Source organism: Beijerinckia sp. 28-YEA-48 (assembly GCF_900104955.1).
Classification (GTDB): Bacteria; Pseudomonadota; Alphaproteobacteria; order Rhizobiales; family Beijerinckiaceae; genus Terripilifer.
Genome location: NZ_FNSI01000001.1, coordinates 3590410 through 3604632 on the forward strand (window position 1 = coordinate 3590410; position 14223 = coordinate 3604632).

14 protein-coding genes are annotated in these 14223 nt (G+C 61.2%); 1 reads left to right on the top strand and 13 read right to left on the bottom strand.

Annotated features, from left to right (window positions below; all coding sequences use genetic code 11):
• Positions 1-14: 14 nt before the first annotated feature.
• The 12 genes from BLW50_RS16890 to phnG form a co-directional block, all read right to left on the bottom strand.
• Positions 15-1154: an alpha-D-ribose 1-methylphosphonate 5-triphosphate diphosphatase gene (locus BLW50_RS16890; protein WP_090704632.1), complete on the bottom strand. Its 1140-nt coding sequence runs from the start codon at positions 1152-1154 to the stop codon at positions 15-17.
• Position 1155: 1 nt separating this feature from the next.
• Complete coding sequence (locus BLW50_RS16895; protein WP_090704635.1) at positions 1156-1860, bottom strand: DUF1045 domain-containing protein; 705 nt, start codon at positions 1858-1860, stop codon at positions 1156-1158.
• Positions 1860-2675 carry a phosphonate ABC transporter, permease protein PhnE gene (gene phnE / locus BLW50_RS16900; RefSeq protein WP_090704637.1) on the bottom strand — a complete coding sequence of 272 codons (816 nt, stop codon included), beginning with the start codon at positions 2673-2675 and terminating at the stop codon, positions 1860-1862. The genes BLW50_RS16895 and phnE overlap by 1 nt, the downstream gene beginning before the upstream one ends.
• 91 nt (positions 2676-2766) lie before the next feature.
• Complete coding sequence (phnD, locus tag BLW50_RS16905; protein WP_090704639.1) at positions 2767-3762, bottom strand: phosphonate ABC transporter substrate-binding protein; 996 nt, start codon at positions 3760-3762, stop codon at positions 2767-2769.
• A gap of 30 nt (positions 3763-3792) precedes the next feature.
• Positions 3793-4641: a phosphonate ABC transporter ATP-binding protein gene (gene phnC, locus BLW50_RS16910; RefSeq protein WP_090704640.1), complete on the bottom strand. Its 849-nt coding sequence runs from the start codon at positions 4639-4641 to the stop codon at positions 3793-3795.
• Positions 4642-4757: 116 nt separating this feature from the next.
• A complete protein-coding gene (locus BLW50_RS16915) occupies positions 4758-5459 on the bottom strand; it encodes a DapH/DapD/GlmU-related protein (protein WP_090709252.1) in 702 nt (233 codons plus the stop codon).
• A complete protein-coding gene (gene phnL / locus BLW50_RS16920) occupies positions 5459-6178 on the bottom strand; it encodes a phosphonate C-P lyase system protein PhnL (RefSeq protein ID WP_090709255.1) in 720 nt (239 codons plus the stop codon). The genes BLW50_RS16915 and phnL overlap by 1 nt, the downstream gene beginning before the upstream one ends.
• A 10-nt stretch (positions 6179-6188) precedes the next feature.
• Entirely contained in the window at positions 6189-7004 is an 816-nt protein-coding gene (gene phnK / locus BLW50_RS16925) for a phosphonate C-P lyase system protein PhnK (RefSeq protein WP_090704642.1), read from the bottom strand.
• Positions 7004-7891, bottom strand: coding sequence for an alpha-D-ribose 1-methylphosphonate 5-phosphate C-P-lyase PhnJ (locus BLW50_RS16930; RefSeq protein ID WP_090704643.1), 888 nt, complete (start codon positions 7889-7891; stop codon positions 7004-7006). Before BLW50_RS16930 ends, phnK begins: the two co-directional genes overlap by 1 nt.
• Entirely contained in the window at positions 7888-8994 is a 1107-nt protein-coding gene (locus BLW50_RS16935) for a carbon-phosphorus lyase complex subunit (protein WP_090704645.1), read from the bottom strand. The genes BLW50_RS16930 and BLW50_RS16935 overlap by 4 nt, the downstream gene beginning before the upstream one ends.
• Before the next feature lie 3 nt (positions 8995-8997).
• Entirely contained in the window at positions 8998-9624 is a 627-nt protein-coding gene (gene phnH / locus BLW50_RS16940) for a phosphonate C-P lyase system protein PhnH (protein WP_090704647.1), read from the bottom strand.
• Entirely contained in the window at positions 9621-10079 is a 459-nt protein-coding gene (gene phnG / locus BLW50_RS16945) for a phosphonate C-P lyase system protein PhnG (protein WP_090704649.1), read from the bottom strand. Before phnG ends, phnH begins: the two co-directional genes overlap by 4 nt.
• A 106-nt stretch (positions 10080-10185) precedes the next feature.
• Here phnG and phnF point away from each other — a divergent pair, with 106 nt between their 5' ends.
• Positions 10186-10935 carry a phosphonate metabolism transcriptional regulator PhnF gene (gene phnF / locus BLW50_RS16950; protein WP_090704650.1) on the top strand — a complete coding sequence of 250 codons (750 nt, stop codon included), beginning with the start codon at positions 10186-10188 and terminating at the stop codon, positions 10933-10935.
• 112 nt (positions 10936-11047) lie between these two features.
• Here the strand turns inward: phnF and BLW50_RS16955 are convergent, their stop codons facing one another.
• A complete protein-coding gene (locus tag BLW50_RS16955) occupies positions 11048-14221 on the bottom strand; it encodes a multidrug efflux RND transporter permease subunit (protein ID WP_090704652.1) in 3174 nt (1057 codons plus the stop codon).
• Between the last annotated feature and the right edge of the window lie 2 nt (positions 14222-14223).

The window sequence follows — 14223 nt, forward strand, 5'->3', positions numbered from 1 at the left end:
TGCTTCTTGGCGTATCAAGCAACGCGTTGACCCTCGCGCCAAACCGAACGCACCACCGGCACGCCGGAGACGCGCTTCACGCGCACAAGATCGGCGCGCAGGTTCACCGCGATACGGCCGCGATCGTCGAGACCGACGGCGCGCGCCGGCGTCGCCGTCACCATGCGGATGGTCTGCGTCAGCGGCAGCGCATTCTCGCCGTCGGACAGAACGAACGGCGCATGGATCAGGCTGAACGGCACATAGTCCGACGACAGCACATCGAGCACACCGGCGGTGGCCAGCTCGCGGGCCGAGATATTGCCGGAATGGGATTTGCCACGCACGATATTCGGCGCACCCATGAGAACCGACATGCCTGCAGCGTGTGACGCTTGCGCGGCTTCGATGCTGGTGGGGAATTCAGCGACCTGCACCCCGAAGGCTTTCGATTCCGCCACATGTTCCAAGGTCGCATCGTCATGACTGGCGGTGGCGATGCCGCTGTCATTGCAATATTCGGCGATCGTGCGGCGGTGCCGCGCCGAATAGCGATCCGAGGCTGCCTTTCGCCGATCGGCGAAGACCGCAAAGGCTTCATCGCTCAAGCCGCGCTTCTTCTTGTAGTAGAGCGCATATTGTTCAAACGTCTGGAATTGCCGTTGGCCGGGCGCATGATCCATCAGCGAAGCCAGACGCACATTGCGATCGGTCTTGAAGTCTTCGAACTGGTCCAGAACGTCTTCGGACGAGACTTCACAGCGCAGGTGGATCAGGTGATCGGCACGCAGCCGCTCTTCCTCACGGGCGGTTTCCAGGGCGTTGGCCACCTCACGCATTTCACCGCGCAGAAAGCCGCCCTCTTCGTCTGACCCGAGCCGCAGACAGTCGAGAACGGTGGTGATCCCGGAAGCCGCCACTTGCGCGTCATGGGCCTGAATGGCGGCGAGACTGTCCCAGCGCACGCCGGGGCGCGGCGAATAATGCGATTCCAGATGGTCCGTATGCAGTTCGACGAGACCGGGCATGACATAGTCGCCCTCCATGTCCTCGCCGATATTCGACGTGCCTTGATCGATGGCGGCAATCATGCCGTCGCGCAGCAGGATCGTGCCGGTGACGATCTCGTCCTCGAGGACGATGCACGCATTCTTGATGACAGTTTCACGAGACATTTCAGGCATACCTTCTGGCTTCGGTCCTGCCGAAGCGATGCACACTGTGGACGTTGAAGGGGGCGCCGCGTTCGGGCTCGACGAACAGGGTGATGCTGTCGACGGAAACCGGCGCGGCAATAATCGGAGAAAAATAGCTTGCGAGCGCCGTCTCAAGACCGTCGGTGGCGTCGGCGACCGAGCCGGTCAGGGTCATGTGGAAGCGAAACTCGTCGCGCACATAGGGATAGCCATAGCGCACCAGATAATTGAATTGGCGCGGTGACAGCCCGACCAGGCTGCGGCGCTCGATTTCGCCCTCGCTCAGCGGCGCCCGCAGCGTGTTGAAATGATCGACCGCCGACCAGGCCAGATCATCGAGCTGCTCGCAGGGAACCGCCGGGGTCAAAGCATAGAAATTGCCGAGGCGGGCAACCTCAAGCCGGGGAATCTGGAACGGCTCGCATGTGCCGGTAAAACCGGCGATCGAAGCGAGCAGATCTTGCTCGCTCACACCAGCTGCCAGATGAAACGGTGCAACCAGTGTCGCGTGGAAACCATAGCGTCGCGGCGCGGCGGTGTGATGCCAGAGATCCCTGGCCGTCAGCCCCTCATGATCGGTCGCCGGAATGGCTTCACCGCTGAAAACATCGCGACCGAGCCAAGCCTGCGCGGCGATCGTCAAGGGATCGGATTTTTCCGGCGTGAAATACACCGCGTAACGCATCAGATGAACACCTTTCGCAATTGCTGCGACAGCATGTCGATGATCGACACAGTCAACAGCATGATGATCAGCATGGCTGAGGCTTCCGGGTAGTAGAAGCCGCGAATGTTCTCGAACAGCACCTGGCCAATACCGCCAGCGCCGATGACACCGAGTACGGTGGCGGCACGGACATTGGATTCGAAGCGATAGAGCGCGTAGGACATCCACAGTGGGATGACCTGTGGAATGATACCGAAGATCACCTCCTGCAGGCGCGATGCGCCCGTGGCGCGGATCGCCTCGACAGGACGGGGATCGGTCGCCTCGACCGCCTCGGAGAACAGTTTCGCTAGAATACCGGTGGTATGAACGAACAGCGCCATGACGCCGGCGAACGGACCAAGACCGACCGCAACGACGAATAGAACGGCGAACACCAGTTCATGGATCGCCCGGCAGGCATCCATCAAGCGACGCACCGGCTGAACGATGTACCAGGGCGCGACGTTGCGTGCTGACAGAATGCCGAAAGGAATGGCGAGCACCGTCGCGAGGAACGTGCCCCACAAGGCGATCTGAATGGTCACGCCCATCTCGTGAATATAATAGCGCCATTCAGCGAAATTGGGATGGCTGAAGCCGCGCGCATATTGCGCCATGTTGCCGGCATCGGTGAACAGAAAAGTCCAGCGCGACATCTCGGCTGGCCCCCAGCTCCAGACGAGCAGAATCGCCAGAACCGCCCATACCAGGGCATTCCAGATGGTGCGCGTCCAGTCCCGCGCAATTTCGGCACGGGGCTGATCGGCGGTGAGATTAGCGAGCTGGCTCATTGGGGCGTTCTCATGAAGCTCTTTCGGGGCTTTCTGCCGGGTCGGATGCCGGCCTCCCACGATTGGGGCGGCCGGCATCGCGGACGCGGGCCTAGCTCTGCGAGCTCTTGATGCGCGCTTCGTAACCAGCCTTCTCGGCTTCGAGCTTATCGAGCTGCGCCTTCTTCTCCTCGGCCGAGAGCTTGGTATCGCCTTGGATCTTGGCGATCGTCTTGGTCAATTCCATCACGCGGATCGGCAGCAGCTGATCATTTGTCGAAGCCACGAACGGCGCCCATTGCAGGGCCGCCAGGATTTCACGTTCCTTGGCGACATTGCCCTTCGATTTGTCGGTGCCATAGCTGAGGAAGAAGGCGCTGAGCTTGTCCTTGGTCGCCTGCGGCAAGCTCTTGCGCCAGACGATCGGATCGGACGGGATCAACGGCGACTTCCAGAGGACACGGATCTTGGCGAAAGCGGCGGGGTTGTTCTTCTCGATCAGAGCCATGTTTTCGGTGTTATTGGCTGCGGCATTGAGCTGGCCGTTGGCCACCGCCATGGCATTGGTCTCGTGGTTGGAATTGGTGACATTCTTGAAGCATTGCTTCGGATCGATGCCCTTGGCCGCGAAGATGAAGGTTGTCGGCACCAGATAGCCGGAGGTCGAATTCACATCGCCCAGACCGAAATTCAGGCTCTTGTCGCATTTCAGCAGATCGTCGAGCGAGGTCAGCTTGCTGTCTTTCGGCACCAGGATCAGCGACCAGTAACCGGGGCTACCATCGGAGCTGACGCTCTGCACGAAGATCTCGCCATCGGCGCGATCGACCGCTTCCATCGCCGACTTGTTGCCGTACCAAGCCATCTGCACCTTGCCAAAGCGCATGCCTTCGATCACGCCGGCATAGTCGGAAGCAAAGAAGGGTTTTACGTCGAGGCCGGTTTCACGCTTCATGTCAGCGAGAAAGGGCTCCCATTTCGGCTTGAGGTTCTGCTGCGATTCCGTCGAGATGATACCGAAGTTGATCTCCTGGGCCTGAACAGAACCGGCAGTCGACAGCGTGAAGGCGACGGAGAGCGCCGCGAGAGTTTTGAAGACAGATTTCATGGTTTGGCTTCCCTGATTGACGTGAACGGACTAGGCGGTGACGAGCGCGCCGGTGGGGACCAGCGGCTTGCCGAACGGGCTGGACGGGACGGACGGCGCCGGCATGTCGGTGAGGATCAGCTCCTCGGAATCGGTGCCGTAGAGTTCCACCAAGGATTGATTGGTCAGCTCGCAGGACGGACCATCAAATACGATCTGGCCGTCGCGCAGGGCGATGATGCGCGGGCAATAGCGGCGCGCATATTCAACCTGATGCAGGGAGACGATGCAGGTGATCTGCTCATCGCGATTGATCGCAGCCAGAACTTCCATGACACGTCGAGCTGAAGATGGATCCAGCGAGGCAATCGGCTCATCGGCGATCAGGATATTGGAGCGCTGTACCAAGGTGCGCGCGATGGCGGCACGCTGCTGCTGACCGCCAGAAAGGGTCGAGGCGCGTTGCCAGGCGACTTCCGAAATGCCGACGCGGGCGAGTGCTTCACGAGCGAGGCGTTTTTCCTCGGCGGTGAAAATACCTAGCGTGCCGCGCCATAGCGGAATACGACCGAGGTTACCGAGCAGCACATTGGAAAGAACCGACAGACGGCCGACCAGATTGAACTGCTGAAAAACGACACCGATATTTCGTCGGATTTCCCGGGCCCGAGACACCAAGCGTCCGCCGCGTTGCATCGGATTGCCGAGAATCTCGATCGAGCTTTGACCCGTCTGGGCGATTTCAAGGCCGCAGATATGGCGGATCAACGTGCTCTTGCCGGAGCCCGAGGCACCGATCAGCGCAACCATCTCGCCCTTTCGGATATCCAGGCTGATGTTATTCAATGCGCGTTTCTTGCCGAACGTTTTAGACAGATTGCGAATGCTGATGGCGTCCATGAAGTCGCTCCTTGGTTTAGGTCCGAAGACTCCGGAGGTTCTGGGCGATAAGGGTTTGTTGACTGCAGTCGTCCCCATTTGGGAGACCCGGATTTCAGCCGATCAAGGTACAGCCTCTACTCGGCTAATCTTGCTACATGACAGGCAGTTGTCGCTGTTATGACAGCTCCATGATCGTTCACAGCGGGTTGATTTGATGCACTGTTTTCATGCCGTTCGAGGAATTCTTCGGCGCTGAGATCGCGGAAATCATCAAGAGCGCCGCGCAAACGATCATGCGGCCAATCCCACCAGGCCAAGGCCTGCAGCCGCTCGACAATCCGAGCCGAAAAGCGGTGGCGGATCAGCGCGGCGGGCACGCCGCCAACAATGGTGTAGGGCGCCACATCCTTCGTGACGACGGCGCCCGCACCGACCACGGCGCCATCGCCGATGCTCACACCAGGCAGGATCGTCACGCCATGGCCGATCCAGGTATCATGGCCGATCCGAACGCGCTTGGCGCGCCGGGCGGCGAAGAAATCCTCTTCGTAGTGTGCGTCGTCGAAATAGTCCGAAGCGCGGTAGGTGAAGTGATGCAGTGTCGCGCGCGACATCGGATGATGGGTCGCGTTGAGACGCACTGAGGCGGCGATATTGGCAAACTTGCCGATGGTCGCGCACCAGCTCTGGCAATTTTCCATGACATAGGAATAGTCGCCAAGCTCCGTCTCAATGAGACGTCCGCCTTCCGCCACCTCGGTGTAGCGGCCGAGTTGGCAATTTTCGACGCGGGCCGACGCATGAATGGTCGGCGTTTCGGAGAGGCGCGGCATGATCAGGCAGCCCTTCTGTCGGGAGCAAATCCGGTGACGTCGATCACGGTATCGGCAACGGCGGTGCGCACGTCGGCATCGTGAAAGATGCCCAATAGCGCGATGCCATCGGCCTTCTTTTCCGCGATCATCTGCACCACAACGGTGCGGTTGATCGCATCCAGAGAGGCCGTCGGCTCGTCGAGCAGCAGGATCGGATGATCGGTGATGAAGCCGCGCGCGATATTGATGCGCTGCTGCTCGCCACCCGAGAATGTCGCCGGCGGCAGGTGCCACAGCCGTTCCGGCAGGTTAAGGCGTTGGAGCAGATCGGCCGCGCGGCGCGTCGCCTTGTCACGGTCGAGGCCACGTTGCACCAAAGGCTCGCTGACAATGTCGAGCGCGCTGACGCGCGGCATGGCGCGCAGAAACTGGCTGACATAGCCAATCGTGTCGCGTCGGATTTCAAGAATCATGCGCGGATCAGCGGTGGCTAGATCGACGTCCTTGCCGCGATGGCGCACGAGGATGCTGCCGGCGTTCACGGCATAGTTGCCATAAAGCATTTTGAGGATCGAACTCTTACCGGCGCCCGACGGACCACCGAGCACGGCGCATTGACCGGCTGACAAAACGAAGCCCGCGTTGGCGATCACGGGCAGTTCAAGGCCACCGCGCAAATGCATGGTGAAGGTTTTGGCGAGGCCGGAAGCGATCAAAGCGTGGGACAAAGCGTTAGACATGGCCATGCCTTCAAACCTGTAAGATCGAGGAGACGAGAAGCTGCGTGTAAGGCGCTTGCGGATCGTCTAGCAGCCGATCCGTCAGGCCCTGCTCGACGACGCGGCCGTCTTTCATCACGATCATGCGATGCGACAGGAGGCGCGCGACCGCGAGGTCATGGGTGACGATGATGACGGCGAGGTTCAGGTCGTTGACCAGTCCGCGCAGCAGATCGAGCAGGCGCGCCTGCACCGAGACATCGAGCCCGCCTGTCGGCTCATCCATGAAGACAAGCCGTGGCGCGGTAACGAGATTACGGGCAATCTGCAGACGCTGGCGCATGCCGCCGGAGAACGAGCGCGGCTGATCGTCGATGCGGTCGGCGCTGATTTCGACACGGTCGAGCCAGTTGATCGCCGTTTCGCGGATATGGCCGTAATGACGGCCGCCCACGGCCATCAGCCGCTCGCCGACATTGGCGCCAGCTGATGTGGTCATGCGCAGACCGTCCGCCGGGTTCTGGTGCACGAAGCCCCAATCGGTGCGCAGCAGATAGCGGCGCTCGGCTTCGCTGAGCTTGTAGAGATCGGGCATCGCACCATCGCGCATACGATAGGAGACGATGCCGGACGTCGGCTCCAGGCGGGTGGAAATGCAATTGAGCAAAGTCGTCTTGCCGGAGCCGGATTCGCCGACGATCGCCAACACTTCGCCCGGCCAGACGTCGAAAGACACATCGGCGCAGCCCATGCGCGCGCCGTAATATTTGCTGAGCGAACGCACCGACAGCAAGGACTGTTCGATGCTGCGTTCCTGCAGGCTGGTTTGGGAAACAGCGATGTTCATCACACGGTCTCCCCGGCCTGGGCCGTCTGTTCGCCCGTGTGGCCTTCGGCCCGACCGCTTTCGCAATGGTCGGTGTCGGAGCAGACGAACATGCGGCCGCCGCGATCGTCGAGGATCACCTCATCCAGGAACACCTGTTCGGCGCCGCAGAGCGCGCAGGGCTTGTCGAACGTCTGGATCTCGAAGGGATGATCCTCGAAATCGAGGCTGACGACTTCGGTGTGCGGTGGCAGCGCGTAGATGCGTTTTTCGCGGCCGGCCCCGAACAATTGCAAAGCCTCCGAGAGATGCATTTTGGGATTGTCGAACTTCGGGGTCGGCGAAGGATCCATCACATAGCGGCCCTCGACCTTCACCGGATAGGCATAGGTGGTGGCGATATGGCCGTTGCGCGCGATGTCCTCGTAGAGCTTCACATGCATGAGCCCATATTCTTCCAGCGCGTGCATCTTGCGCGTTTCGGTTTCGCGCGGTTCCAGAAAGCGCAGCGGCTCAGGGATCGGCACCTGATAGACCAGTACCTGGCCGGCCTGCAGTGGCACTTCGGGAATGCGGTGGCGGGTTTGGATGATGGTGGCGTCGGATGTCTTCGTCGTCGTCTCGACGCCAGCCACACGCTCGAAGAATTTGCGGATGGACACGGCATTGGTGGTGTCGTCGGCACCCTGATCGATGACCTTCAGCACATCGTCTGGACCAAGGATCGCGGCCGTCACCTGCACGCCGCCCGTGCCCCAGCCATAGGGCATCGGCATTTCGCGGCTGGCGAAGGGAACCTGATAGCCGGGGATCGCCATCGCTTTCAGAATGGCGCGACGGATCATGCGCTTGGTCTGTTCGTCGAGATAAGCGAAATTATAAGTGGCCGTCCGATGATGCTGGTTCATTCCGCCGCCTCCCTGGTTTCGAAAGCGGCGTCAGCCACGGTTTGCTCGTGCTCGGCACGCATGGTTCGCACCAGTCCAAGCTCCGATTGGAAATCGACATAGTGCGGCAGTTTCAGATGTTCGACGAAGCCGGTCGCCTGAACGTTGTCGCAGTGCGACAGCACGAACTCTTGGTCCTGCGCTGGCGCGACAATGTCTTCGCCCAGTTCTTGCGCGCGCAACGCCCGGTCGCATAGCGCCATGGCCATCACCTTGCGTTCCGATTGACCGAAGACGAGGCCATAGCCGCGGGTGAACTGCGGCGGCGCCTTGGACGAGCCCTTGAACTGATTGACCATCTGGCATTCGGTCAGCTGGACGCGACCGATCGGAACAGCGAATCCCAGTTCCGGCATGAAGACTTCGACATCCACTTCGCCGATGCGGATTTCGCCAGCGAAGGGATGCGAACGGGCATAACCACGCTGGGTGGAATAGCCGAGCGCCAACAGAAAGCCTTCATCGCCACGCGACAAAGATTGCAGGCGCATGGCACGCGACAGCGGATATTCGACCGGCGTTTGGGTGATATCGCCAGGCTCGTCGGTCACGGCGACATCGTCTGCTTCAATGAGCCCTTCGGCATTGAGGATATCGGCGATGCGTGTCACCGGCTCCTGCGGCTCGGTCCGCCGCTCGCCGGCTTCCACCGCAGGATCGCCATCGAGCTCTTCGTCGAGCAGGCGATGGGTATAATCGAATGTGGGTCCAAGCAACTGACCGCCCGGGACATCCTTGTAGCAAGCCGAGATCCGACGCTCGATCCGCATGGCGCCGGTATCGACCGGCTCGCTATGGCCAAAGCGCGGCAAGGTCGTGCGATAGGCGCGCAGCAGAAAGATGGCTTCGATCAGATCGCCACGGGCCTGTTTGATGGCAAGAGCGGCAAGCCGCCGATCATAGAGCGAGCCTTCGCTCATCACCCGGTCGACGCCGATCGCCAGTTGTTCCGTGATTTGATCGAGTGTGAGCGCCGGGACCGCACGATCGCCACGTCGGCGATCGGCGAGAAGTTGATGGGCATTGTCGATCGCGGCTTCGCCGCCTTTGACTGCAACATACATCGCTCAACTCTCCGTTTGAACGAGACGGGCCGTGCGCGGCAGGCAGGCCACCGCGTCGGCTGTCGTCAAGATGAGGTCGACACCACGCGGAAAACGCTTTGTGTTGTCGCGCCACTGGTGGGCGAAATCCGCCGGAAGCCCCCGTAGCGCAAGGGTATTTCGCCCCTTGATGCCAGGTCCTTCGAAGGCCAGTGGCGTGCCCTTGTGAAGGCTTTCCACCTGCAGGATCAGGGTGGTCGACTGGTCCGGATAGTCCTGCGAGCCCTGCGCGAACTGATCGAGCGATAGCATCGACTTGGGATCGCCTATCAAAGCGAAATGCGCATCGCCAGCGGCCGTCGTGGCCCGCGCCCCGGTGTGGAAGCCCAACCAGGTGCGGAGCGCTTCATGCGCACCCAACACCGGATCAAGCCAGAACGGCGTATCCGCGTCGATCAGCGTGCAGGCGATCGTACCGGCCAGGGACGTCAGCGGCGCGGGCGGTGTGACGAGCGGCTGCATCGCCAGCACGGTTGCTGGCCGTGCCATCGCATCCATGACGATCCGGAAGGCCGCTTGGGCGTTGAGAACGGGGTCAGTGAATCCGCCTTCCAACGCAGCGACGTGTTGCGCAGCGATCTGCCCCGTCATTGGTCTTCTCCGCGAACCATGGTGAAAAAGTCGACGCGCGTGGCGGCCGTTTCCTGGCGACGCTTTTCATCGACATCGTCAAGCTCGCCTTTGATGGGAATGATCAGCTCGGCGTCGATGCGGGCAGCCGTTCCCGCGTCCTGGCACAGCGCATCGATGATGGCGGCAAGCCGTGCCTTCTCGGTGTCGCGCCCCAGCGCCATGGCGTGACCCACCGAGCCGTCGTCCAGCTTGACGCTGGCGCGGGTGACGGTCGCTTCGCCGACATTGAAGGCTTCACCGCTGGCGCCGATTTGGCCGCGCAGCATGACAAGCCCGGATTCGGGGCCGCGCAGCGGCTTATAACCGGGGTTCAGGCCAAGCGAAGACCACAGATCGCGCAGCCTGCCGCCGTTGCTGCGGGCGAGGACCGCCATGCGGTCCCTTCGCGTCATCGGAATGGTGTCCAAGCTCATGGGCTCTCCAAAATTTGTCTATTGATCTATACAAATAGACAATATATTGGTCTTACCGATTCAAAATGACGGCGACGTGACAGCCCCTCGAAACGGAGTTGAAAAAGTGCAGAGAGCCGGTTTGCAACGCGGTGTCGGCGTGGCGCTGTGGCGACAGATCGCCGATGGCATCCGCTCGGGTCTGGCCACAGGCCTTGTCGACGACAGCGGCCGCCTGCCACCGGAAAGCGAGCTGGCGGAACGCTTTGGCGTCAATCGCCACACGGTTCGGGCGGCGATTTCCGCGCTTGCTCATGAGGGGGTGCTGCACTCGGTGCAAGGCAGCGGCACGTTCGTGCGCCGCCGCAAGCGACTGGTCTTTCCGATCAGCAACCGCACACGCTTCTCGTCCGGGCTCGCCGGACAGGCGCGCGACCGGCAGACCGAACTGCTCGATCACGCCCGTGAAGCGGCCTCCGCCCAGGTGGCGGAAGCCCTTGGTCTTACCATCGGCGACGATGTGCAGCGGCTGGAAACGCTCGGCATGGCGGACGGCATGCCGGTTTCCCGCGCCACATCATGGTTCAGCGCAGAGCGCTTTCCGACGATCGCCGAGACCTATCGCGAAACTAAATCGATCACGGCGGCACTCGCCCTTCTCGGCGTCGGCGACTATCTGCGCGCCTCCACCGGCGTCGAGGCGCGCCATGCCGATGAAGCCGATACGAATGAACTGCAGCTTTCGCCAGGCGCCATCGTCATCGTCACCCGCGCGCTGAACGTCGATCCAGACGGCGTGCCCATCCAGTTTTCGTTCACCCGTTTTCCCGCCGATCGGGTGGAGCTGATGATCGAGACCTCGCGCCCGACGCATTGATGGCGCGGCCTGCGACCACGCTATGGCCACGCTGCTTCGATGATGGCTGGCAGTTCGCGCGCGCCGCTTCCCTTGCCCGGCAGGGCAAAGGAAAGCGACCCTGCCTGACTTATTAGGCCGTCGCTGGCGGCGGTTCTTTCGTGGCCAGCTCCTTCGCCGCTAGCTCTTGGCGCTTGAACTCCGCCATTTCGGCGCGGCCGCTTCGCGTCATCCAGGACTGGATAAAGACGAACAGGATCGGCACGAAGAGCAGCGCCAGGATGACGACGGAAATCATGCCGCCGATCACGCCGGTGCCAAGCGCCTGCTGGCTCTTCGAGCTGGCGCCAGAGGCGATCACCATCGGCGCGACGCCGAAGATGAAGGCGAAGCCGGTCATCAGGATTGGGCGGAAGCGCAGGAAACAGGCTTCCACCGTCGCATCGATCAGCGACTTGCCCTGATGGCGCAGGTCCTTGGCGAATTCGATGATCAGAATCGCGTCCTTCGCCGCCAGCCCGATGATCGTAATCAGGCCGATGGTGAAATAGACGTCGTTGGGCATGCCCCGCGTCGTCACCGCCAGCACCGCGCCGAGCATGCCAAGTGGTACGACAAGCAGCACCGAGATCGGAATCGTCCAGCTTTCATAGAGCGCGGCAAGGAGGAGGAAGACCACCAGAGCCGAAAGCGCCAGCAACAGCGGCGCCTGCGCGCCCGCCAGCTTTTCCTGCAACGACTGGCCGGTCCATTCGAAGCCGAAGCCACGCGGCAAGGTGCCAGCGATACGCTCCATCTCGCGGATGGCGTCACCACTGGTGAAGCCAGCCTGGGCCGTGCCGCTCATGCGCACTGAAGGATAGTAGTTGAAGCCAATGAGCTGCGTCGGGCCGCTCAGCCATTTCACCGAAGCGAAAGAGGAGAACGGCACGAGTTTGCCCTGGGCGTTGCGCACGTTGAAGCCGAGAATATCAGCCGCCTGCATGCGGCCCGGCGCGTCAGCCTGGACGATGACGCGCTGCATGCGGCCACGATTGGGGAAGTCGTTGATATAAGCGGAGCCCAGATTGGTCGAAATCGCTTCGTTGATATCCTGGAAGGTAATACCGAGCGCGCCCGCATTCTCGCGATCGATCACCAGTTCGAGCTGCGGCGCCGGCGGCAGACCTTCGACGAAGACATCGCGGACGATACGGCTCTTCTTCGATTCTTCCAGCACCTGATCTCGCGCCTGCATCAGAGCCGTGTAGCCGCGTTGGCTACGGTCCTGCAGACGGAAGCTGAAGCCGCTGGAGTTGCCGAGGTTGTCGATCGGCGGCGGCTGCTGCGCATTGATCTTCGCGTCCTTGATTGATCCCAGGTCGCGATTGATGCGGCTGACCAGAGCTTCGGCCGACTGATCCTTGTCACGCTGCGACCAGTCCTTGAGCGTGATGAAGGCTTGCGCCGTATTCATGCCCTGGCCGAGGAAGCTGAAGCCGGTGAGGAAGGTGACATTGTCGATGGCGGGCTGCTTCTTCAAATAATCTTCGACCGATTTCACCACCTCAAGCGTGCGGCCGAAGGAGGCATCGGACGGTGTCTGAATATCGGTTGTGATGAAGCCCTGATCGTCGATCGGCAGAAAGCCCGCGGGCAACCGCATGAATCCCCAGGCCATGCCAACAGCCAGCGCCAGATAGATCACCATCAGACGACCGGTGCGCGTCACGCCCCAGCGCACAAAGCCCGAATAGCGCGTTTTGGCGCTTTCGACAGAGCGATTGAAGATGCCGAAGAAGCCGCCGCGATGATGATGGCCAGCGGCCACAGGCTTCAACAGCGCGCCGCAGAGCGCCGGTGTCAGCGACAGGGCCATCAAGGCCGAGAAGCCGATGGCGGCCACCATGGTTATCGAGAACTGTCGGTAGATAATGCCGACCGAGCCAGGGAAGAAGGCCATCGGAATGAACACGCCGATCAGCACCAAGGTGATGCCGACGATAGCGCCGGTGATCTGCCCCATCGCCTTGCGTGTCGCTTCCTTCGGCGGCAAGCCCTCTTCCGACATGATGCGTTCGACGTTCTCGACGACGACGATGGCGTCATCGACCAGAATACCGATCGCCAACACCATGGCGAACAGCGTCAACACGTTGATCGAGAAGCCGGCGAGCAACAGTACCATACAGGTACCAAGCAAAGCGACCGGCACGACGAGCGTCGGAATGATGGTGTAGCGGATGTTCTGCAGGAAGATGAACATCACGACGAAGACCAGCGCCATGGCTTCGATCAGGGTCATCAAGACCTTGGTGATCGAGGCGTCGATAACGGGCGTGATATTATAAGGAATGTCGTATTTGATGTTTTCGGGGAAGAAGCGAGACAGATCTTCCATCTTCGCCTTCACCGCATTGGCGGTGGCGAGCGCATTGCCGGTGGGCGACATCAGCACCGACAGGCCGGCGCTTTGCTCGCCGTTCAACCGGGTGGTGAATTGATAGCCCATGCCACCCACTTCAATGCGGGCGACATCGCGCAGGCGGACGGTGGAACCGTCGGCATTGGCGCGCAGAACAATGGCGCCGAATTCCTGCGGCGAGGACAATTGGCCTTTGACGACGACCAGGGCTGAAATCTGCTGCGAATCGCGGCTCGGCTCGGCGCCGACGCTGCCGGAGGCGACCTGCGCGTTCTGCGCCTCGATGGCCCTTGTGACATCGGCCGAGGTCAGATTGTAGCCGATCAGCTTTTCCGTATCGATCCAGACACGCAGCGAACGTTCGGTGGAGAACAGCGTGGCGCGGCCAACGCCCGGAATGCGGCGAACTTCGCCGATGATGTTACGCACCATGAAATCGCCGAGGCCGACTTCATCGAGGCTGCCATCGGTGGAACGCAACGTGATAATTTGCAGAACGGCGCTGGAGGCTTCCTCGACGAGGATGCCTTGCTGGATCACGGCGCGCGGCAGACGCGCCTCGACGCGCTTGATGCGGTTCTGCACCTCGACCGCCGCCATGCTGGAATCCGTGCCCGGCACGAAGTTGGCGATGATCTCGACCTGTCCCAGGGAATCGCTGGTCGATTCAAAGTTCAGAATGCCATTGGCGCCGTTCAGCTCTTCTTCGATCAGACGGGTGACGCTGTTGTAGAGATTCTCCGGCGTCGCGCCTGGATAACTGGTGCTGATGGCAATCGACGGCGGCGCAATGATTGGATATTGCGCCACCCCCAGAAATGGCAGGGAGAGAAGACCGCCAAGGCAGATGAACAGCGCGACGACTGCCGCGAAGATCGGCCGATCAATGAAAAAACGTGCCATGA

Bases quoted from the DNA above. Each gene is read 5' to 3' on its own strand.
- BLW50_RS16955 (WP_090704652.1), bottom strand. From the start codon at position 14,221: ATGGCACGTTTTTTCATTGATCGGCCGATCTTCGCGGCAGTCGTCGCG.
- BLW50_RS16890 (WP_090704632.1), bottom strand. From the start codon at position 1,154: ATGTCTCGTGAAACTGTCATCAAGAATGCGTGCATCGTCCTCGAGGAC.
- phnH (WP_090704647.1), bottom strand. From the start codon at position 9,624: ATGACGGGGCAGATCGCTGCGCAACACGTCGCTGCGTTGGAAGGCGGA.
- phnK (WP_090704642.1), bottom strand. From the start codon at position 7,004: ATGAACATCGCTGTTTCCCAAACCAGCCTGCAGGAACGCAGCATCGAA.
- BLW50_RS16935 (WP_090704645.1), bottom strand. From the start codon at position 8,994: ATGTATGTTGCAGTCAAAGGCGGCGAAGCCGCGATCGACAATGCCCAT.
- phnL (WP_090709255.1), bottom strand. From the start codon at position 6,178: ATGTCTAACGCTTTGTCCCACGCTTTGATCGCTTCCGGCCTCGCCAAA.
- phnG (WP_090704649.1), bottom strand. From the start codon at position 10,079: ATGAGCTTGGACACCATTCCGATGACGCGAAGGGACCGCATGGCGGTC.
- phnD (WP_090704639.1), bottom strand. From the start codon at position 3,762: ATGAAATCTGTCTTCAAAACTCTCGCGGCGCTCTCCGTCGCCTTCACG.
- phnE (WP_090704637.1), bottom strand. From the start codon at position 2,675: ATGAGCCAGCTCGCTAATCTCACCGCCGATCAGCCCCGTGCCGAAATT.
- BLW50_RS16930 (WP_090704643.1), bottom strand. From the start codon at position 7,891: ATGAACCAGCATCATCGGACGGCCACTTATAATTTCGCTTATCTCGAC.
- BLW50_RS16895 (WP_090704635.1), bottom strand. From the start codon at position 1,860: ATGCGTTACGCGGTGTATTTCACGCCGGAAAAATCCGATCCCTTGACG.
- phnC (WP_090704640.1), bottom strand. From the start codon at position 4,641: ATGGACGCCATCAGCATTCGCAATCTGTCTAAAACGTTCGGCAAGAAA.